14 protein-coding genes are annotated in these 21,077 nt (G+C 43.1%); 8 read left to right on the forward strand and 6 right to left on the reverse strand.

The genetic code is table 11. The annotated features are described in order from the left end of the window. Window positions 1-31: 31 nt before the first annotated feature. Entirely contained in the window at window positions 32-2,107 is a 2,076-nt protein-coding gene (locus ACQY1X_RS08485; protein WP_430015580.1) for a caspase family protein, read from the forward strand. Between the two features lie 76 nt (window positions 2,108-2,183). Further along, on the forward strand, window positions 2,184-3,824 hold the full coding sequence (locus tag ACQY1X_RS08490; protein ID WP_069475623.1) for a DUF6930 domain-containing protein: 1,641 nt from the start codon (window positions 2,184-2,186) through the stop codon (window positions 3,822-3,824). A gap of 212 nt (window positions 3,825-4,036) precedes the next feature. On the opposite strand, the gene ACQY1X_RS08495 is transcribed toward ACQY1X_RS08490, so the two are convergent. Further along, window positions 4,037-7,129: a Calx-beta domain-containing protein gene (locus ACQY1X_RS08495; RefSeq protein WP_430014375.1), complete on the reverse strand. Its 3,093-nt coding sequence runs from the start codon at window positions 7,127-7,129 to the stop codon at window positions 4,037-4,039. Between the two features lie 1,140 nt (window positions 7,130-8,269). Here ACQY1X_RS08495 and msrA point away from each other — a divergent pair. Beyond that, the gene (msrA, locus tag ACQY1X_RS08500; protein ID WP_069475620.1) at window positions 8,270-8,932 is read left to right on the forward strand and encodes a peptide-methionine (S)-S-oxide reductase MsrA; all 663 of its coding nucleotides are present in this window, start codon (window positions 8,270-8,272) and stop codon (window positions 8,930-8,932) included. Between the two features lie 177 nt (window positions 8,933-9,109). Here msrA and ACQY1X_RS08505 read toward each other — a convergent pair whose 3' ends face one another. Continuing rightward, window positions 9,110-11,509, reverse strand: a complete 2,400-nt coding sequence (locus ACQY1X_RS08505; protein ID WP_430015581.1) for an FHA domain-containing protein — start codon at window positions 11,507-11,509, stop codon at window positions 9,110-9,112. A gap of 196 nt (window positions 11,510-11,705) precedes the next feature. Here ACQY1X_RS08505 and sir point away from each other — a divergent pair, with 196 nt between their 5' ends. The 3 genes from sir to ACQY1X_RS08520 all read left to right on the forward strand — a co-directional run bounded on the left by sir (window position 11,706) and on the right by ACQY1X_RS08520 (window position 16,114). Then, a complete protein-coding gene (gene sir, locus ACQY1X_RS08510) occupies window positions 11,706-13,643 on the forward strand; it encodes a sulfite reductase, ferredoxin dependent (RefSeq protein ID WP_430015582.1) in 1,938 nt (645 codons plus the stop codon). Between the two features lie 129 nt (window positions 13,644-13,772). Next, entirely contained in the window at window positions 13,773-15,032 is a 1,260-nt protein-coding gene (locus ACQY1X_RS08515; protein WP_430014379.1) for a DUF262 domain-containing protein, read from the forward strand. A 2-nt stretch (window positions 15,033-15,034) separates the two neighbouring features. Next, window positions 15,035-16,114: an MAE_28990/MAE_18760 family HEPN-like nuclease gene (locus ACQY1X_RS08520; protein ID WP_069475616.1), complete on the forward strand. Its 1,080-nt coding sequence runs from the start codon at window positions 15,035-15,037 to the stop codon at window positions 16,112-16,114. A 118-nt stretch (window positions 16,115-16,232) separates the two neighbouring features. On the opposite strand, the gene ACQY1X_RS08525 is transcribed toward ACQY1X_RS08520, so the two are convergent. Beyond that, complete coding sequence (locus ACQY1X_RS08525) at window positions 16,233-17,162, reverse strand: NAD(P)H-dependent glycerol-3-phosphate dehydrogenase (protein WP_430014381.1); 930 nt, start codon at window positions 17,160-17,162, stop codon at window positions 16,233-16,235. A gap of 276 nt (window positions 17,163-17,438) precedes the next feature. Between ACQY1X_RS08525 and ACQY1X_RS08530 the strand changes: the two genes are divergently transcribed. Continuing rightward, window positions 17,439-17,870 carry an NUDIX domain-containing protein gene (locus tag ACQY1X_RS08530; protein ID WP_430014382.1) on the forward strand — a complete coding sequence of 144 codons (432 nt, stop codon included), beginning with the start codon at window positions 17,439-17,441 and terminating at the stop codon, window positions 17,868-17,870. A 210-nt stretch (window positions 17,871-18,080) separates the two neighbouring features. Here ACQY1X_RS08530 and ACQY1X_RS08535 read toward each other — a convergent pair whose 3' ends face one another. The 3 genes from ACQY1X_RS08535 to ACQY1X_RS08545 are packed head-to-tail and all read right to left on the reverse strand — an operon-like array spanning window position 18,081 to window position 20,966. Continuing rightward, window positions 18,081-19,298, reverse strand: a complete 1,218-nt coding sequence (locus ACQY1X_RS08535) for an ABC transporter permease (protein WP_430015583.1) — start codon at window positions 19,296-19,298, stop codon at window positions 18,081-18,083. A gap of 22 nt (window positions 19,299-19,320) precedes the next feature. Next, window positions 19,321-19,446: a hypothetical protein gene (locus tag ACQY1X_RS08540; protein WP_430014384.1), complete on the reverse strand. Its 126-nt coding sequence runs from the start codon at window positions 19,444-19,446 to the stop codon at window positions 19,321-19,323. Window positions 19,447-19,481: 35 nt separating this feature from the next. After that, complete coding sequence (locus tag ACQY1X_RS08545) at window positions 19,482-20,966, reverse strand: efflux RND transporter periplasmic adaptor subunit (RefSeq protein WP_430014385.1); 1,485 nt, start codon at window positions 20,964-20,966, stop codon at window positions 19,482-19,484. Here ACQY1X_RS08545 and ACQY1X_RS08550 point away from each other — a divergent pair. After that, complete coding sequence (locus ACQY1X_RS08550) at window positions 20,908-21,054, forward strand: hypothetical protein (RefSeq protein ID WP_002740204.1); 147 nt, start codon at window positions 20,908-20,910, stop codon at window positions 21,052-21,054. The genes ACQY1X_RS08545 and ACQY1X_RS08550 overlap by 59 nt on opposite strands. The last annotated feature ends 23 nt before the right edge of the window (window positions 21,055-21,077 follow it).

Consider the following 21,077-nt stretch of genomic DNA (forward strand, 5'->3'; position numbering starts at 1 on the left):
CTACGGCGGGGTTTCCCACCCAAAATTTTCGATGAACATAACTAGGCGAGAATTGATCCAGCAGACAGGTTGGGGGTTGCTGACTTTGGCGATTAGTCAAGGGACAGTTAACCGTCATTTGGCTGCTCTCGCCGCCCCTAATCCCAGAAAATTGGCTCTTTTAGTCGGTATTGACCAGTATGGGGCGAATATTCCGCCGCTGCCAGGTTGTCTCACCGATGTGGAGTTACAAAAAGACCTTCTCCGTTATCGTTTTGGCTTTCAGGATGCTGATATAGTAACTTTAACGGGACAACAAGCCAGTGGAGAAGCGATCAAATCGGCTTTTTTAGAACACCTGATCGCCCAAGCCAAGGCAGGGGATGTGGTCATTTTTCACTTTAGCGGTTATGGCAGTCTTGGGGCCGGAAAAGAGGTTTTTATTACTGCTGATGGGGCAGAAAATGCTTTAATCAAGGAAAATATCCTGCTGATGGCTCGCTGTCTAGCTACGGATAAGTTTAGCTTGATTTTTGATAGTAGTCATCTCCCCCAACCTCAGCCCTATCTCGGTAATCTTCGCGTTCGTTCCTATCCCGAAACCCTTACTGATCTTAACCCCGCCGAATTAACTTTCGCTACCGATATTAAAACCCGTTTTAACCTCAAAAATAAGCCTAGTAACGGCGTTATTCTCGCTGCCGCTAAACCGGAGCAAATCGCCCTGGAATTGAGCGGTAATAGCCCCAATGCTGGCTTATTCACCTATGATCTCACCCAGTATCTCTGGCAAGTTTCCCCCAGTCCGACAATGGCGATCGCTTTTCCCCATCTCCGTAATCTCGTCGCTAGTCACAGCAGTCAACAACAGCAACCGGCAATCCTGACCAGTAATCAAAAAAATAATTCTGCCCCGCCCTATCATACAACGTCAGAAACGTCAAGGGGTGGGGCGGCAATTGTTACAAATCTTATTGATGAACGCACCCTAGAAGTCAATCTGGTGGGCCTGCCCTTAGAAATCCTGGAAAATTACGGAATTAACTCCTGTTTGAGCTTTATTGAGGCGACCGGGGAGGAAATCAGCCTACAAATTCTCTCCCGTCAGGGTTTAAAAGCCAAAGCGCAATTATTATCCCCGGCTGCTTCCCTAGAAATAGGACAGATTCTAGAGGAAAAATTGCGGGTTTTTCCGAGTCAAATCGGCTTAATCGTCGGTTTGGATAGTAACTTAACCCGAATTGAACGGGTAGATGCCACCAGTACCTTTGCCAGTTTGCCCGATGTGGCCGCCGTGGTTAACATTGGCGAACAAACGGTAGATTGTCTCTTAAGTCGAGTTGGTAGCGAAGAAACTGGCAATTATCAGTTATTATCTGCCAATGGCTCCCTAATTATCGGTAGTTTAGGGGCGGCCAACGAAGCAATTAAATCAGGAATCAAACGACTGCAATCCCAACTAGAAACCCTGCTGGCCTGCAAATTGTGGCACTTGTTGATCAATCAAGAATCCTCTGGTTTAGCCGTCATTGTCACCCTAGAAAGCCTCGATCAAACCTATATCTCCACGGTACAAACCCAAAAAATTGTGGGTAGCAGGGGGACTAATACCGCTAAAAATGACTTAATTCTGCCCGTCGGGACGGAAATTCGCTATCAAATTGAGAATCAAGAAGAACAACCCCTCTACGCAATGATCCTTGTCCTCAACAGCGATCGCCAACCGCTTTTATACTGTTCCCGTCCGGAAAACCCCGATAATTTCAGCAATTCTAGCCCATTAGCCCCCTTTGTCGTGGCGGCCAAAACCAAGGCCACCATCCCCAATTCCGGCCAAGGGCATTGGAAAATTAGTCAACCCAAGGGCATCAGAGAGAATATACTGATCCTCAGTCGCCATCCTTTCCCGAAAACCTTGACCCTTCTCAATGCCACTCAAAGCCTCAAGGGAGAAGCCAGCCCACTGCTCACCCTGACTAACCCCCTAGAAATAGCCAGAGCTTTCTGGAGCGATCTAAAATTAGATTTAGGCTTAAAAATGGATAATTCTGGCAGTGTAATTGATGAATACGCCTTTGATCTGGGAACTTGGTCAGGTTTCCGGTTTATCTATCAGGTTATGGACTAAATCGATAGAATAATTCTTATGGAATCCTTGAAAAGAAAAGGTTAAAATCCTAACACAGCTACCCCTAAATTTCCCGATGAATCTTCTGCCCCGGACGACCCAAAGCCGCCTCAAAAAAATCCCACAAATTCCCAGCGTTTGGGAAGGAGATCGTCGTGCTTTATCCTTATCCGAGAGAATGCCCCGGGCCACCCTAGAACCAAATCAAGAAAGCGGTGGCGAGTGCGTGATCTGGGTGGACGGCAGCGAGGGCTGTGTACGCGCTATGGAAGTAGTTTCCCCCGAAACCGGACCAGAGGCCATGGTGAGAACCTTAATCCGCGCCATCGAAACACCGCAAAGTCCCGCCCGGCCAGCGAGACCGAAAAAAATTATCGTCCGCGATCGAGAAACACAGTTTTTTCTGCGTGGGGTACTACAAGATCTCGATATCACCATCGATTATGTCCCCAATTTGCCCCTGATCGATGATCTCTTTCGTGGGTTCGAGGAGTTCCAAAATAACCGTCCCCCGGCAATTCCCCCCGCTTGGCAGTCCGCTTTAGTGAAAACTGCTCACGAAATTTGGAAAGCTGAACCCTGGTCCTCTTTGGCTGATTACGATATCTTGGAAATTAAGATCGATCGCCCCGATTTCCCGAATCTTTACGCCTGTATCATGGGAATGCTCGGTCGGGAATACGGAGTCATTCTCTATCGTTCCCTAGTATCCCTCAAACAATTCCGGCAGGCCGCTTTAGAAGAAAAATCGATGGAAAGATTAGAAAAAGCCTTTCTTTCCCAAGATTGCTGGTTTTTAAGCTACGAATTGGCCGATGATGATGAGGACGATGATGAGGATGACTACGATCTGGCCTCGGCTGCCCCTTCCCAGATTCATCCAGTTTTCGGCAGCGTGCATCCCTACGAAGGTATTCGCCCCTACTTGGATGAAGAAGAAGCCATCACGGTATATTTGGCTTTAATAGCTCTGTTGCGCTTTTTTAAAGGCAATCAATCCGCTTTATCCGAAGAACCGATCGGAGAATTACAGCGTCGTTTTCGCATTCCCCTCGATCCCGAACAAGCAAAAGGGGAAACCGTGGCCGTGACGGTGGCTACGATGCCCGATCTATGTGCGGAATTTATGCAACTCTTAGAGGAGGAGGACGACGATGAGGATGATGATGAGGAAGAATCCGTACTCAAGGAAAATCTAGTCCCTGATAATGCACATCTGAGTCTGGGAATGGTTCCCTGGCAATTATTAGATAAAATTCGCAGTCGTCCGAAAATCCATTATCAACCCCAATCCGTACCCACAAAAGGAGAGGGTTTCCCCGTGGTGATGATCCAGACCTCCCGACCGAAAGCCAAGGAAATTATCGAAAAAATCGAACAAGCTGGCGGTTTGGAGGCTATTGGTTTTAACCCCGGCGAAGATCCCCTAGAAGATACCCGTTATGATCTGGGGATTCTGAAAATGGCTAATGGGGACCTCTATCTCTTTGGGGAATTCGAGCAAGATGATCCCGACCACCGTAATGCTCGCCGCAATTGGCAAAAACGCATCAAAAATACCGAGGGTTATTGTGGTTTGATTATTGCCATGGGGGTAACGGGTTCCTCCTGCGGTAATCCCCAATTAAACGATATGTTAGCCCTCTACGAGGCAAAATCGATCGATAGTAAAGATTTAGACTTGGGAGTTTTGACTCTTATGCCTCACTTTGGTTAATTTTAACGGAGGCAGGGGGCAGAGGGCAGGCTTCGGGCATTACCCAAGCGCCTAAGAGAAGTTGTATCCCTAACAATGGAACAATCAAACTAGGGTCCCTGTGAGGTGAAAGTCTCATGCACGGTTCTGAAGGGGGGGGGATGGAGGCGACTCCATTCCCGACCCCTAACACGCCAGCTTGAGAAGATTCTTGTCACGCGATCAGGAATCCACTAAACAAAGAAGTTGGAAACAGTGATATTACCGAGAGCGGGTAATGTGCCGGTAATGCCTGTAACGTTAACCAGTAAGTCATTGGCATTTTGGAAACCAGCAACATTATCATTGACAATAATATAGGTTCCGGCTATCCCAACAGTGGTTACTCGAACCAGGGCCGCGCCATTAATACCAAGTGCTTGGTTTCCAGCTAAGGCACCATTGGCATCGGTAAAAACAGCATTCACGACGTCGTTTAAAGTGGTAGCCGCAGAATCGGCAGCACGACTAAAGGCAGCGGGGGCAGGCAGCACACCTCCTGCGGCACTGAGCAAATCAATTTTGTCGGAGCCGATCGCAAAATCAGTGATCCGGTCAGGGTTAGCGACAATAGACTGGGAAAATTGGAAGAGGAAGACATCGTTTCCTGCTCCCCCCGTCAAGGTATCGAGTCCAGCACCACCATTAAGGGTATCATTGCCCCCAGAACCGTTGAGAAGGTTATTGGCCGTGTTGCCCGTGATCACGTTATTACCTGCGTTACCAGTACCGTTAATGGCGGCTGTTCCTGTCAGTGTCAAATTTTCCACATTTGCCGCTAAAGTCGTGGTGACAGCGGCCGTGAGAGTATCGGTTATCGTCGTGGTAGCTGCCGTCTGCGTACCAAGAGCAGCATTAGTAGGGGAAGACAGAGTTAGAGTAAAGGTCTCATCTGCTTCATTAAGGGAATCATTGAGAATGGGAATATTGATGACTTGACTAGTAACATTAGGGGCAAAGGTTAGAGTTCCAATGGTGTCGGTGTAATCCGATCCCTCGGTTGCTGTACCGTTAGCAGTAGCATAGTTAACGCTGACGGTTTGGTTGCTTGCTTGGGAAAGAGTGACGGTGTAGGGGGCATTTTGAGAAGTGGTCAAACCCTCAACAATGGTCTGACTCCTGGGGTTAAGTGTAATCGTGGGTAATTGATAGTTGCCAAAATTAACATCAGTCAATTTTTCCCCTACTTTCAAGATCAAAGCGTAGGGGGTGCTAGGGGAGGTTTGGAGCCAGCCTGTTTGATTCACTTCTCGGATGGCATATTCTCCCGGTCCCAAGTTGGTAAAGCTGTATTTGCCGTTAGCGTCAGTAACTGTGGAAAGTTCCCAAGGATCTAGTGTTCCATTGGCAACACTATCAATGTAAATTGTCCAACCGGCTAGGGCTTTTTCACCTGCATCCCAGATGCCATTGGCATTTAAATCTTCCCATTTACTGCCTTCGATGCTTCCAAGTGGAGCTGCGCTTTGAAGTAGAGTTGCTATGTTTCCATTTTGAAATTCACTTTGCAGTGCCAAGTCCGCTGCCTGCTTTGCTCCCAGCAAGAAGGTTTTATCCCCCGTCACCAGAAAATCAAAAGCCGCCCCATTCAAAAACGCACCTTCCACAATACCAAATTCTCGTGCTATTGCGAAGGCGTTTGCCACTGCGTCGGGATTTTCTTTCGCTAGGGTTTCTAAGGAAATAAACTCCTTGGGAAAAGGGACAGGCTCGGGATCAGGTGTAGGCTCTATAATAACTATAGGTGAAATATCTATAGGTGATACAGTTGTGGACTTGGTCAATGTAGTCAAAAATGTGGTTGTTTGAAACAGAGATTCGCCCTTGCCAACTCGCCAACTGTCGGCAAACGTTGTATGTATTGTTTGAACAGAGGGATTAGGACCTAAGTTTGTGCCATCACGCAGAGCAAAATCATTGCTGCTATCACCATCGCCATTACCTAAAAGCCCTTGTAGCGAGCCAGCGCGATCATCAGAAGGATTGACAAAAACATCAACGTAGCTTCCATTGTCCGAGGCGATGACGACATCGTTGTCCTCGGCTGTGGAGAAATTACCGTCTAGTCCGGCATAGGTGAAGGTGTACTGATTCCCTGATCGCTGGATTCTCGTGTTACCAAACAATGCACTGCCGCCACTGCTTAGATTATACGTTGCTCCATCAACTTTTAATTCTTGGCCAATGGCAAGCTCTGAATCATAAACAAAAGTTTTGCCGTCTAGTCTGATCGCAAAGGCTGTATTAACAGAAACTTGAGCACCTGTGTACCAAGGTTTTTGAACGGTTTGCACTTGAAAATCATCAGTTAGAGACTTGACATAAATGAACGTTCCAACTGCTTGCAAATCATAGGGTTTGCCATCAAAGGTAGAAAGATGCACATCACCCCAGCCGTGGCCTTGACCAACTACCGGGCGGGAGGTAAAAAAGATCGAGAAATCTTGACCTGTAGAAACCGGAACAGAGCCGAGTGTACCATTAACGAAAACATTAAAACTGGTGTCCCACGGGGAAATACTCCACGATGGAAGATAAATTTGCTCTATGTACTCTACAGCACCAGCGCCAGTGATCAAATCCACGCCAGCGCCACCAGCAACAGCGTCAGTGCCGACAAAGCTAGACCCACCAAACCATGCGGCATTAAACGCAGTATAAATCGTGCCTGTGGTCGTTCCTTGTAGATAAACATCTAAGTTGGCGTCTGTATCAGTAGTGCTAGGTGTTCCCGTCCAGACTAAGGTAACTTTAGCAGATGAACTGGGACGGCGAGATATCCTGCCCAGGTTTACCGATATGCCCCGGAATGTATCTTCTGCTAGAAAATAGCTTAGAGATAGGTTGCCAAAACTTGCGTTTCCTAGGGCTTCTGCAAAGGTAAATGCACTAGGGTTTAAGCTATTTGGAGGAGGCAATGGACTGGTATTGGCTATATCTGTTGGTTCCCAGAGATTTGGATTCACTGAGCCAGAGCCATTTTGTGATGTGTGTATAAGTAACCCTTTTTCTGTGGAATCAAGAGTTCTAATAACGGTATCGTTTACGGCAGCAGTATATGGGGCTACGGAGTTAACGCCACCAAGTGAATTGCCTGCGATCGGTGTGTAAGGTGTATTGGTCGTCCAGGTGGCCGAGAAAAGTATATCTTTAAAGCGAGATCTGAAGTTAGGCCACCAGAGTGGTGAAAATGCAGTTTTTGCATTTTCATAGAGAAAGTTATCTTTATTGTCTTGAACCATTAATAGGTTTTGAGACCACAACAAATTCAATGGTGTAATAGGCATAGTGGTAAAAGTTTTGAACGCTTCATACACCACAGCTTAATCGTTCGCCTGCGCCAAATCAATAAGCAAAAATACTGAATTATCTGTAGCAGAAATGTTGAATTTGTACATAAAACTTTACATACAAACTAATAAGAACAGGCGTTCGCTTAGAGAGATTAAATTTCCCTCTTGGGATAAAATTAAGTTAACATAGCGCAGTTTATTAAGTAAAGTATTCCCATATATTTGAGGAATTTGCCTAAACTGTAAAATCTAATATACGATTAATATATAGCGGTTCTCGCATCTGTGCGGCACACTTAAACCTTTGCTGATTAAGCTGTTCAGGATCGGGAATGTACCTCTTGTGAATCAGAAACGCTATAGAACCAGTTTCAGTATCTAGGAGCATCACTAATTTCATCTGATGATAGGCCGACATCCAAAACAATTTGCTGGTCAAAGTCGAGCGAAGTGGACTCTGATCTAAGCCGAAAAGTCGAGACGTTGAATCGATAGCATATATTAGTTCGTGATTTAAGCTTAAATAAATCTGATTAAATGCTTGATAATCTCGGTTTTTACTGGCTTTAGAGAAAGTAGATAAGTCCACAGCTATCCCTTGATGATTTAGTCGAAAAAACAAATCTCGTAAGCTGCCGAGACTTTTATCGAAAATTAGATAAAGCCAGATAAGTACAAAGAGCCTTGTATTGAGAACAGAATAGTCATTTTTCGGTAGTCTTTTTAAGATTGTCTTGACAATTTATGCAAAATATTTTATCGTATAACTGATAATAATTATTGTCAGTTATATGCAACTATAATATCATATTTTAGTTGCTTTTTTGCTTTATAAAGCTATCATTCAATAGTTATGTATTTCTGTATGGGGGAAGTCCAGTTATTAAAATGAGGCGTTGCTGATTTGAGATATGAATCTTCTTTTCTGGTATTTTTAAAACCTAGAGCCAAACTAACTTTTTCATCTGATGCACAGTTGGCATTCATACCTTGATTCAGCAACGCCCAAAATCCCAACTCAGTAGATTGACAAAAATTGAGCTGCAGCCTCGGTTCTGATCACCGATCACTGAAATCCCTAAAATTAAGCGATAATGTAAAGTAAAGTCAAACTTTCTGGACGAATTATTTATTATGGTGTTATTCGGATTCGGCAAAAAAGTAACTTTGCCCACAGCAAGGGAAGCACTACCCGGGCGATCGGAAAAAATGCCCGTACCTAGCACCCACTACGTTAACGGTCATCCTTTGCAGCCCCCCTTCCCTGGCGGTATGGAAAGCGCAATGTTCGGTTTAGGCTGTTTTTGGGGAGCAGAGCGCAAATTTTGGCAATTAGAAGGTGTTTACACCACGGCCGTAGGTTATGCGGCTGGTATCACCCATAATCCCACCTATCAGGAAGTGTGTACCGGCATGACTGGACATAATGAAGTGGTCTTAGTGGTCTATGATCCCAGTGTGATTTCCTACGAACAACTGTTAAAGGTTTTCTGGGAAAGTCATAATCCCACTCAAGGAATGCGTCAGGGTAATGATACGGGAACTCAGTATCGATCGGGTATCTATACCTATAGTCCCCAGCAAAAGCAATTAGCGGAAAAATCTCGATCGATCTATCAAGAAGCTCTCAATAAAGCGGGCCATGGTCAAATTACCACGGAAATTATCGACGCACCTGAATTTTATTATGCTGAAGTTTATCATCAGCAGTATTTAGCGAAAAACCCCGGCGGTTACTGCGGTTTAGGGGGAACGAAAGTGGAATGTCCGATCGCTCTTGATCTGAAGTTAAATTAAGTAGGGTTAGGAGTCAGTTATCAGTTATCAGTTATCAGTTATCAGTTATCAGTTATAATTTAGAATGTAGGTTCGGTTGAAGCATGAAACCCAACCCCCGATTATGTTACGCTACCGCTAACCCATCCTACCAATAATTGTGCCTCCCTACTTATCATTTATCATTCATAATTTAGATCATAAAATATCTTTTCTTTTTTGCAACCAATAGGTAAGGAGAAAATAAATAAGGGAATGAAGAATTAAAACTCCCCAATTCAATAACAAATTATTGATAGATAATTGATAAACTTGATTGACATCCTCAAAGGGTAAAGGGATATTAAAAGTATTTTGTTCTTTCGCTTCTGCAATCATAGCTTCCACCTCTACTAATACCCCGTAGGCACCAATCGACCAGCGACTAATCATCAACCATGATAGATATTTCCCCAGACCTTCTAAGCTAAATAATACCCCTGCAAAGATAATCTGAGGGATTAAAATTAAAGGTAAGGCACTATTTGCTTGGGTGATGTTATTAACCCCAGCAGAAATTAACAAACCGAGATTAATCGCCGCAAATATAGTTAAAAATGTGGTAATAAAACAACCAATTAACCAGGTCATTAACTCCGGCTGCGGGTCAGTAAATCCCCAAAATATCACGCAGGTAATTACAATTGTTTGCAGAAAAACTAAGGCTGCTAAAACCAGAATTTTTGAGAATAAATAGGGTAATAATCCCAGATTAACTAATCTTTCTCGCTGATAAATGGCTGATTCTTTGACAATTTCCTGTAGGGAACAGGCAAAACCTACCCACAATTCCGCGCAGGTAAAAACAAAGAGAGTTTTTAAGGCTAAAGTTGCCGATTCGATAGCCTGATCAAAACTGGGATTATCCCCCAAAAATAAAGGATTTTCGTCCCCTAAAACCATAGCCATTAATAAAATTCCGATCGGGGCGGTTAATAGGTATAAAATTAAACTAAATTGATCACGGATAATTAACTGGCTATAGCGTTGACATAAAACCTGTAGTTGCGACCAAAAAGATTGTTGAACCTGTTGCGGTTTACTATGATTTTGCTGAAATATTTTAGCGATTCTTGCTTCAATATTATTTTTGTAGTAGTCGGATTGTTGGAAACGTTGGCATTCTTGCTCAACTTTTTCGCTAGTTTCCAGATGAATATAAATATCGGCAAAATCCCCCTGAGGTAAAGAGAAAAAATTTAAGGCCTCCCCCGGAGAACCAAAATAACATAAATTGCCTCCTTGACCAAGAAAAACTAATCGATCGCAGAGATTGATATTATTAGTAGCATGGGTGACTAGGAGAATTGTTCTGCCTTCTTTGGCCAATTTTGCCAGCAATTCCATCATCTTTTTATCTAAACCAGGGTCTAATCCCGAGGTGGGTTCATCTAAAAAGAATAATTTGGGATTAGCTAATAATTCTACCGCAATACTCACCCTTTTTAATTGACCACCGCTTAAGTCTCTGACTAAAGTATTTCTTCTTTCTAATAATTCCACCTGCTGCAGGGTTTTCTCGATCACTTCTTGGCAATTAAGATCGGGAGGTAGCCTTAATTTAGAAGCATAATATAACACTTCTCCCACGGTTAAATCCCTGTGAACGATATCGTATTGGGGAACATAACCGATTTGGGTGCGATAGATATTAAAATTCTGGCGCAGCTCTTCCCCATTCAGATAAACAGTTCCCGAGGTGGTGGGTTCAATTCCTAATAAAGTCTTTAAGAAAGTCGATTTTCCCGCACCACTTCCCCCGACAATTGCCACTAATTGACTCGGTTCGATCGGTAAGGAGATATGATTGAGAATTATCAAAGGTCGTTTCTTTTTATCCCGCACCATCCTGACGATATTTTCGGCATCCAGACGGATATTATCCCCTGTATCTAATAAAACCAATTCATCTCCCTGCAAACGAAAACTATAGGGTCCGATTCTCACCGTACAACCGTTGGCTAAAATGGCACTACCCGATACTTTTTGTCCGTCGATAAAGACTCCATTAGTGCTTTTGTCGTGGAGAATATAACGATTTTGGTTATCGCTATCGATAATCGCGTGTTGTCGGGAAATTGTCGGAGCGTCTAAAACCACAGTGGCAGCATTATCTCGTCCTAAAACTACACTGCGATTGCTTAGGGAAACCGATTTAAAAGCTAAAGGTGGGCTTTTTACCTGTTGGTTAGGATGATAATAGGTAATCTTGACCGAATTTTTGACATCTTGACCGATATTAATCTCATCCCCATTTCGTAAAAGATAGCCCTCTTTGGGAGTAATGACGCGATTATTGATAAAAAGTTGATTGGAACTAGGATTAGTCCCGTCTCCATCGTAGATATAGTAATCATCTCCCTGACGACGAAAACAAGCTTGGACTCGACTCACCACCGTCCAGTGTTGGGGAACAACTAAATCCACCTGTTGACCATCCCGTCCCAATTTATAATTAGGACGACTCAGATTAATAGAAGGGAGAATTTCCCCCTGATTGTTAAGAATAATGTAGGGTTCTTGACTAATAACCGTTTTAATGTTAAGAGAATTGGTCATAAAAATTTGATCGGTAGATGGCGTTCGCGGGGGACGGTAAGAAGTTAAGATAGAATTAATGTCTCGATCGCTACTGTTAACCTCAGAGTCTGGAACGAACTCTAGAGATCATCTTAGTAAAACTTCTTAGGATCGATCGAGCTTGTCTAAATTCCTATTCCTAAGACCTATCCACAGGTTATCGTGCTGTTAGACGATGGTTACAACTCCTATTTCTCCTACCGCCAAGGTTTCTAAAGTCGAAGGTATCAAAGAACGCAGTAATTATCTACGAGAACCTTTGGCCAGTGAACTCCTCGAAGATACAACCCATTTTACCGATGCGGCGGTGCAGATCCTCAAATTTCACGGTTCCTATCAACAGGATAATCGCGACAATAGAGCCAAAGGTCAAGAAAAAGACTATCAAATGATGTTGCGTACCCGCAGTCCGGGGGGTTTTATTCCCGCGCAACTATATCTTACCCTCGATAGTTTGTCCGATCGCTACGGTAACGGCACTTTACGCGTGACAACTCGCCAAGGCTTCCAATTACACGGCATTTTAAAGAAAAATCTCAAAGCTACCCTCGGGGAAATTATCCGCAGTATGGGATCCACTTTAGCGGCCTGTGGTGATGTTAACCGCAATGTCACTGCACCGCCAGCCCCCTACAAAAATCGCCCCGAATACGGCTATGCTTGGGAATATGCCAATAATATCGCCGATTTGCTCACTCCCCAAACTGGAGCTTACTACGAAATTTGGCTCGATGGCGAAAAAGTGATCAGTGCAGAAGAAGCGCCAGAAGTCAAGACCGCGAGACAAAAAGATACAAATGGGATTAACAAAAACGATCCCATCGAACCGATCTACGGTCAACATTATATGCCCCGTAAGTTCAAGATGGGTGTCACCGTGCCGGGAGACAACTCCATCGATATCTACACCAATGACATCGGTTTAGTGGTGATTACCGACGCAAACGGTCAATTACAGGGTTTTAACATCCTTGCGGGGGGTGGACTGGGAAGAACCCACAATAAGGAGGAAACTTTCCCCAGAATGGCCGATCCGATCGGTTATGTGGACAAAGAAGATGTGTACGATCTGGTAAAAGCGATCGTGGCAACCCAAAGGGATTACGGTGATCGCGGCGAACGTCGTCATGCGAGAATGAAATATATCCTCGAAGAATGGGGAGTAGAGAAATTCCGCAGCACTGTTGAGGGTTATTTCGGCCAAAAAATTGCCCCCTACCAACCCCTCCCCGATTGGAAATATCAAGACTTTTTGGGATGGAATGAACAGGGAGACGGAAAATTATTTTTTGGTCTTTCTGTGGAGAATGGCCGGGTCAAAAATGAAGGCAGTTTTCAGCTAAAAACCGCTTTAAAAGTGATTATCGAGCGTTTTGAGCTACCCATGCGCTTGACGGCTAACCATAATATCATTCTCTACGAAATTGAACCCAAGGATCAGCAAGCGATCGAGGCGATCCTGAAAGAACACGGAATTATCACTAATCCCGCCGAAATTGACCCTTTAACCCGTTATGCCATGGCCTGTCCCGCTTGGCCCACCTGTGGATTAGCGATTACTGAGTCAGAAAGAATTTTACCCAGCGTGATTGAACGCATTCGCACCCTGCTTAATCGCTTAGGATTAAGCAAAGAGGAATTTGTCATCCGCATGACAGGATGTCCCAATGGCTGCGCGCGTCCCTATATGGCAGAATTAGGATTTGTGGGTAGCGCTCCCAATTCCTACCAACTCTGGTTAGGGGGAACAGCCGATCAAACTCGACTAGCGCGCCCCTATTTGGATAAAATGGCGATCGATGATCTAGAAAAGGTCTTAGAACCGATTTTCGTTTACTTCCAACAGGATCAACAAAATAACGAAACCTTCGGAGAATTCTGTCATCGAGTCGATTTCCCTGCTTTACAAGCATTTTCAGCCACCTACACACCTAAAATGACCGAAACTACTACCACTGAATCAAAACCCAAACGCGTGCGTAAAAATCAAAACCGTGTCAGCGTCCCCGATGATATGTTTGTCCGTCTCAAGGAAGCTTCGGAAACGGAAAAACGGCCAATGAATCAAATCATCAATGAGGCGCTAGAGGCCTATTTTAGCCAAAAATCCTAATCAGTTATCAGTGACCAGTTATCAGTGACCAGTTGCCAATTGAAGAGAATTAACTTTTGAGAGTTATCTGGGAAGATTACCAATAACTCTTGATTCTCGTATATATCCTCAGTCTATGCTTAAAAATGAATGAGGGAAGTCCAGTCATATCAATTTGTACGCCTCTGGTGGGAAATTATGACAATCTCACAAACTAAAACAAATCCTTGGCAAAAACGTTCCCGAAAGGATGTTAAAAAATTATCAGATAATGAAATTAATGAAAAATATGAACAAGGTGAACGAAGAATATTATTAGAAATGAATCGAGAAAAGTTGCCTAGTTTTGCTGAGTCTTTAAATAAACCTAACTATGTGAAAAAGCGTCCTTTCTATCAGAGACGGGATCGCTGGGACGCACAAAAACAATCGAGACTAATTGAATCTTTTTTGATGAATATTCCCGTACCTCCTCTGATTCTCTATGAAACTTCCTATAACTCCTATGAAGTAATGGATGGTCAACAAAGAATCACAGCAATTGAGAATTTTTATAATAACAAATTAAAATTAACAGGGTTAGATATCTGGCCTGAATTAGAAGGAAGAACCTATGAAAGTCTTCCTGCAAAAATCAAAGATGGTATCAATCGACGAGCCATTTCAACTATAGTTGTTATTACCGAGTCTCTATCGGATCCAGAGGAATCTTTATCTTTAAAACAACTGGTTTTTGAACGCCTCAATACAGGAGGTGTATCTTTGAGTCGCCAAGAAATAAGAAACTGTATTTACTCTGGGAAATTCAATGAACTTTTATTAAAGCTTTCTGAGAATACTATTTTTGCTAAAGCTTGGGATATTCCTATTAATGATAAAGAAGAACTTAAAGAAAATGGATTTTATAAAAAGATGGAAGATGTAGAATTAATCCTCCGTTTTTTTGCCATGAGGGATATTGATCAATATACTGGTAATTTATCTAAATATCTGGATAATTATATGATGAAAAAAAGTCTTAATTTTTCCGACGAGAATATCCAAGAGTTCGAGCAAGTATTTAACCAAACTATAGAGTTAGTATCTAACATTTATCAGGATCAGTTATTTAAGCCTTTCGATAGTAAAACCAAAACACATAAATCGAAAGCTTATAAAGTTTACTATGATGCAGTGATGATCAGTTTCAGCAACCATTTATCTGATTATCAAGAATTAATTACTAGAAAATCAGCGATAATTGATGAAACTATCAGCTTATTTACTCAAGATTCCCAGGGAATTACTCATCAAGATAAAAAATTAAAAAAAGGACTTTTCACCGGAGAAGGGGATACCAAAGATGATATTAAAGCTCGTATTCAAATTTTTGATTCTCTGATTCAACGAGTTCTTAAGCAGAGTATTTGAGAATGTTTGAAGGACTTTTAAATAACCTAAAGGATGAGATAAAGACCATTCGATCAATAATTAATATCAGTGAAAAACTTAGAGAAATTATTGCGGATAATCCTTCACAACTCAACACAGAAGACTTAAAATATCTTCAAGCAAATGCTCCTTTAGGAGACAAGTGGCTAGTTAACGATCATTGTTCATCTATCACAAGGTTATATGCTCTTTACGAAAATTTTGTCGAAAATCTAGTGGGAGATTGGATTATTTTGCTGCCTCAATTATATAGTTGCTATCAAGATTTACCTGAATCTGTAAGAAATAAGCATCAGACTGGTTGTGCTACATTACTGGGCAATGAAAATAAAAGAAATCGCTTCGATTCTCTTTCAGAGAGGGACATTATCAAAAATTTATTTGATACTGAATACAAAAATACAACTAAATATAATCTCACATCAGCTGCTTTTTTGTTACATGAAGCTAATCTGAGAAAAGATCAATTAACCAGACTTTTAGTCGATGCTGGCATATCTGCAACTGATTCTTGGCAATGGATAGAAAATCATAAAAAAGTTAAGAATTTTATTGACAATAATAGTAGGGGTAGTGTGGAAAATGAATTAAAGAATTTTATAGAACTTCGTAATAATTCTGCTCATGGTAAAGAAATAGATACCGTTCTTAATGCCAATGAGTTACTACAATTATGTGATTTTGTCGAAGCTATATGTCAAGCTATGATTGAATTAGTTCTTTATTGCTTTGTTGATAGGAAGAAAAAGATAGGAAAGCTTCAAAAGCTCGGTGAAATTGTCAATTGGTATCAACAAAAAAAAGCCTGTGCTATCAAAATATCAGATGAGCCACAGGAACCCAATAAAAGACTAGAAGTTGGTAAAAAAGTTTTTTTAGTCAGTGAAAATAAAAAAATATGTCAAAATGCTATTATTGAAAGTATTCAAATTAATAAAAATGGCAAAAATACCCCTCGCCGAAGAATTCCAATAAGAGAGATAAAAGATTCTGAAATAGGCTTAAAATTTGACAAAGAAAGTCAAAAAGGATTAGAAGTTTATTTAGTTATTTCGGAATGATTGAAATGAATATAGCGTTTCTGGTAAAGGTGAATTATAACCAGATTTGGCATCATTTCCCCACTCCCCAACCCCCCACTGATTACTGTTTACTGCTTACTAAAAAATCTCTTGTCTCTTAATCAAATTCTGCTTTTAAATCCCGACGCATTAATTCATAAACGGCAACTTGGGGAGAAATTTCCCCGCGCAAAAGACGATCAACTTGACAGGTAATCGGTACATATAAATTTTTTTCTTGGGCAATTCTCATCAAAACTTCTGTGGTATTTATTCCCTCGGCAGTTCCCTCTAATTTCGCTAAAACTTCCGGCAAAGATAAACCTAAAGCTAATTGATAACCCACTTGATAATTGCGGGATAAAGGACTATTACAGGTAGCTAATAAATCCCCTAAACCCGATAAACCGAAGAAAGTTTCTTGACAACCTCCTAGACAAGTTCCCACCCGAATTATTTCCGGTAAAGCGCGAGTTAATAGGGCAGATTTGGCATTAGTACCTAACTGTAAACCATCACAAACCCCAGAAGCGATCGCCATGACATTTTTAAGAGTGCCACCTAACTCTGTTCCCAAGGGATCGCTATTCAGATAAACCCGAAAAGATTCCCCAGATAATAATTTTTGTAACAATATTGCCGCTTTTTGCTGATAACTTGCTACCACCGTCGCAGCGGGTAAACCTTGATTAATTTCTTTAGCTAAATTGGGACCAGAAAGAACCACAAGGGGATTAGCGGGAAAAGCTTGATTCCACAGATGAAAAGGGGTACGAGTGGTGATTGGCTCTAATCCTTTAGTGGCGGTGACGATAATTGTGGAAGAATTTAATGGTAATTGCTGTAATTGTTCGATCGTGGGAACAACTCCTTTAATCGAAACTGCTGAAATAATTACATCAGTATCTGCTATAATAGCCCCTAAATCTTCCCCAGTATGACGAGACCAAACCCTAACAGTTAAGTGATTACGTCTAGCCAAATTAGCGAGAGTTTGTCCCCAAATTCCCCCACCTATAACCGTAATTTTCTTGGCATTTTCTAACAACTTTTATTCTCCTCCTTATTAGTGATCCCTGATCAGTGACTGGTTAGAAAAGATTCGATTTTAAGGTTATGAGTCTTAAATGAAATTATTGACCGATTACTGATAAGTAGGTAGGTGTTAAAAGTTGTCTGATCCCCCCTTATCAAGGGGGGCAGGGGGGATCCCCCCGCCTATCGGCACCCCCCTTATCAAGGGGGGCAGGGGGGATCAGAGGCAAAATCTATCTTCAATTTAATTATAACTACTTACTTAACTGTTCACTGATAACTGAAAAAAATGACACCCTATCGCAATCCTGCCCCCACTGTTGATATTATCATCGAACTGATCGACTCGCCCCACCGTCCGATCGTACTAATTGAGAGAAAAAATCCGCCCTTTGGCTGGGCAATTCCGGGGGGATTCGTGGACTACGGCGAATCGGTGGAAACGGCGGCAATTCGGGAAGCTTACGAGGAAATCAGCTTGCAGGTGCAGTTAATCGAGCAATTTCACGTCTATTCCGATCCTAGCCGCGATGCACGTCAACACACCATTAGTATCGTTTTTATCGCCACGGCAAAAGGAAAACCGATCGCTGCCGATGATGCCAAAAAAGTCGGGATTTTTCATCTCTGGGAATTCCCCCAAGCTTTATGCTTTGATCACGATCGCATCCTCAATGATTATCGTCGTTATCGGGACTATAAAATCCGTCCCACACATTAGACCTCTTGTAAAAATAAAAAATTGTTGTTAGGGTTAGGAGTCAGTAGCCAGTAGTCAGGAGTCAGGAGAATTAAGAATAAATAATAATCAATTAAATGGTCTATTTACAGATTTAAGGAAACGTTAAAAAATTAAGCTAAGGCGCATTTTAACCGCCTATCCTGAGATTAGCTGAATCTCCCCCAATCCCTTTACTAATGCGCGGGCAGCTTATACACTTCTGAGGGCGACAATCGGCTCCAATTTAGAGGCACGATAGGCGGGAAAAACGCCGAAAAAGAGACCAATACCCGTGGAAACGCTCAAAGACAGGGCGACGGCGGTGGCGGAAACAGTGGCAGCCAGGGGGGAGAAACTGGAGACAAGAACGATCGCTCCCGCACCGACGAGAATACCAAGCGCACCGCCAGCGATGGAAACGAGAGTTGATTCAATCAGGAATTGTAAGAGAATATCCTGTTCTCTGGCTCCGATCGCTTTTCTTAGTCCGATTTCCCCAGTTCTTTCCGAAACCGAAACGAGCATAATATTCATTACCCCGATACCACCGACAATCAGGGAAATACCAGCGATTAAAGCCAAAAGTAGGGTTAGACCCTGGGTAATCGTGCCGAAGATTTCGATCATCTGTTTAGCAGTTTCGACGCGAAAATCATCCTCAGCGACGATTTTATGGCGTAAACGCAGAAGATTCTGGATTTGGAACTTAGCGGCCCGGATTTCCTCCCCCGATCGCGCGGTGAGACTAATCCAACTCAACTCGACACCGTAGGCAGAGGTTTTGCCCACCAGTTGCGAGTTCATGGTGCTAAGGGGAATAATCAGCATTTCATCCTGATTATTGCCAAAAAAGGAGCCTTTCGCCTCTAAAATCCCGATCACCTCAAAACTGAGATTTTTGATCCGCAGCTGTTGACCGAGGGGATTTTGGGTGGGGAAAAGTTGCGCTACCACTTCACGGCCGATTACCGTTACTCGTTTGTTGCGGGCTAGATCGATATTATTGATAAAACGACCTTTTTCTAGGGTAAAATTGCGAACAGAAGCGTATTCTGGGGTGCTTCCCGTCACTAGAGCCGTCATGTTGCGATTACGATAGGAAATCAAGAAACGAGCGTTTATTTCTGGGGCGACTTCGGCGACGGTGGGAACCTGTTTGGCGATCGCCTGAGCATCAGCTAAAACCAGGGTTTTCGGTAAATCAACGGTGGTATTGCGTGCTTGTCGCGACCCCGGCACCACAAAAATGGTATTGGGTCCCAAGTTAGCAAACTGGTCATTGGCTAAGGTTTGCGCCCCTTGGCCAATACCGATCATGGCCACCACCGAAGCGTTACCGATGATAATTCCTAACATGGTCAGGCCGCTACGCACTTTATTGGCCTTTAGGGTGGAGACGGCCATTTTTAAACTTTCGATGATAAACATATCAGTTATCAGTTATCAGTTATCAGTTAGATAGTTGTAGGGTTTTGGGGTTTTGGGGTATTAGTTGAATTCCCCCATTTCCCCATTCCCCCATTCCCCCATTTCCCCATTCCCCCATTCCCCCATTTCCCGAATCCTGACCTAGCATAAAAAAGACAATTTAGGAATACTTGTTAAAGAAAATTATTGAGATTTTTGATTAGTTTTTGAGGTATCTTCAGCCCCTTCGGGGAGATCGATAAAGACCTTTTCTCCAACTTCCAAACCTGATAAAATTTGAGTTTTATCGTCTAAGACCAAACCGATCGAAACGGGTTTAAAACTGGGTTTATTTGCGGCATCGGGAACTAAAACCCCTGACTTGCCTTCCCGGGTGACAATGGCGACAGTCGGCACGACCAGAGCATTATCTAACTGCTGGCCGACAAAAGTTACATCTACATTCATTTTTGATTTGAGTTTGTCCCGTCCCGTTACCAAACCGATTCTGACCTCAAAAGAAGTAACATTATTCTCGATAATTGCTTCGGGAGCCACAAGAATAACTCGACCTTCAAAGACTTCTTCAGGAAAAGCATCGGCGACAATTCGCACTGGTTGGCCGCGCTGCAATAAACCCACATCTACTTCCGGCACTTTCGCAATCACTTCCAATCCCGATGCCAAGGCGATAATCGAGGTGGAAGTGGCGGAAGCGGTACTAGAGGCCGAAGTGGTGGGAGTGACAAAAGAACCCTCAGTGGCGTATTTTTGGGTGACGATGCCATCAAAGGGAGCAGTAATAACCGTATCGCGGTATTGAATCTTAATTTGCTCTAAACTGGCCCTAGCAGCTGCTACAGATGATTCTAGTCGAGCCAGCTCGGTTTCTTGGGTTTTTTGGCGTTGTTCGAGGGCAAATTTCGCTTCTGCGATCGCTGCTGCCGCTCGGATCATTTCCTGTTCAATTCCGGCTACTTCTGGGGAAGCGGTTTTATCCGCTTGTTCCAAACGGCGGATCGATTCGTCTAAATTGGCTTTAGCGTTGAGATATTCATTGAGGACAGCATCAAATTGGTCTTGAGCGATCGCCCCTTCCCGGACTAAATTTTCATTGCGTTTAACCCGATTTTCTGCTAGTCGAAACCGGGATTGGGCCGCTTGTACCTGAGCTTGCAGCTGGTCTAAATCTTTCGGAATTCTTTCTTTGGCCTGAGCTAAACGCGCTTCTAATTGCTTATAACTGGCCTGGGCCTGATAAAATCGGGCTTGTAATTGCCGGATATCTTCCGGAATACTGCGTTTAGCCTGTTCCAGACTGGCTAGAGCTTCCCGTAGATGCGCTTCTGACTGCATTCCTTGGGCATATACCTCTAAATTATCCATGACGGCGAGGGTTTGTCCCTTTTTAACGATCATGCCCTGATCTACCAATAATCGCACTAATCGGCCAGGGTTTTTCGGGCTAATGTTGACACTTTGGATTGGTTCCACCCTACCACTAGCTTTAATTTCCACAGCGAGGGTTTCCCGTTGAGCAGGAACGGTCATTTCCGCCAATTCTACGCCAGGAGGAGGAGTTTGCAACAAACGATAAGAAACCACTCCCACCGCCAGAAAACTACTAGCCATGAGTCCGAATATCCAAAATAGGGGGCGATTTGATTTTCCCAACACGGTTATTGCCATCGATCAGCCAAAAGTTAATTGGTTATATACTAACGTCTCTAGAGTTGCCTTTGTTGTTTCTTTAGCCAACAACTCCCAAGCGAGATAGACTGATTAAAAAAGGCCTATCCC

The organism is Microcystis protocystis FBCC-A270 (assembly GCF_050500235.1).
In the GTDB taxonomy this organism is placed as follows: Bacteria; Cyanobacteriota; Cyanobacteriia; order Cyanobacteriales; family Microcystaceae; genus Microcystis; species Microcystis ichthyoblabe_A.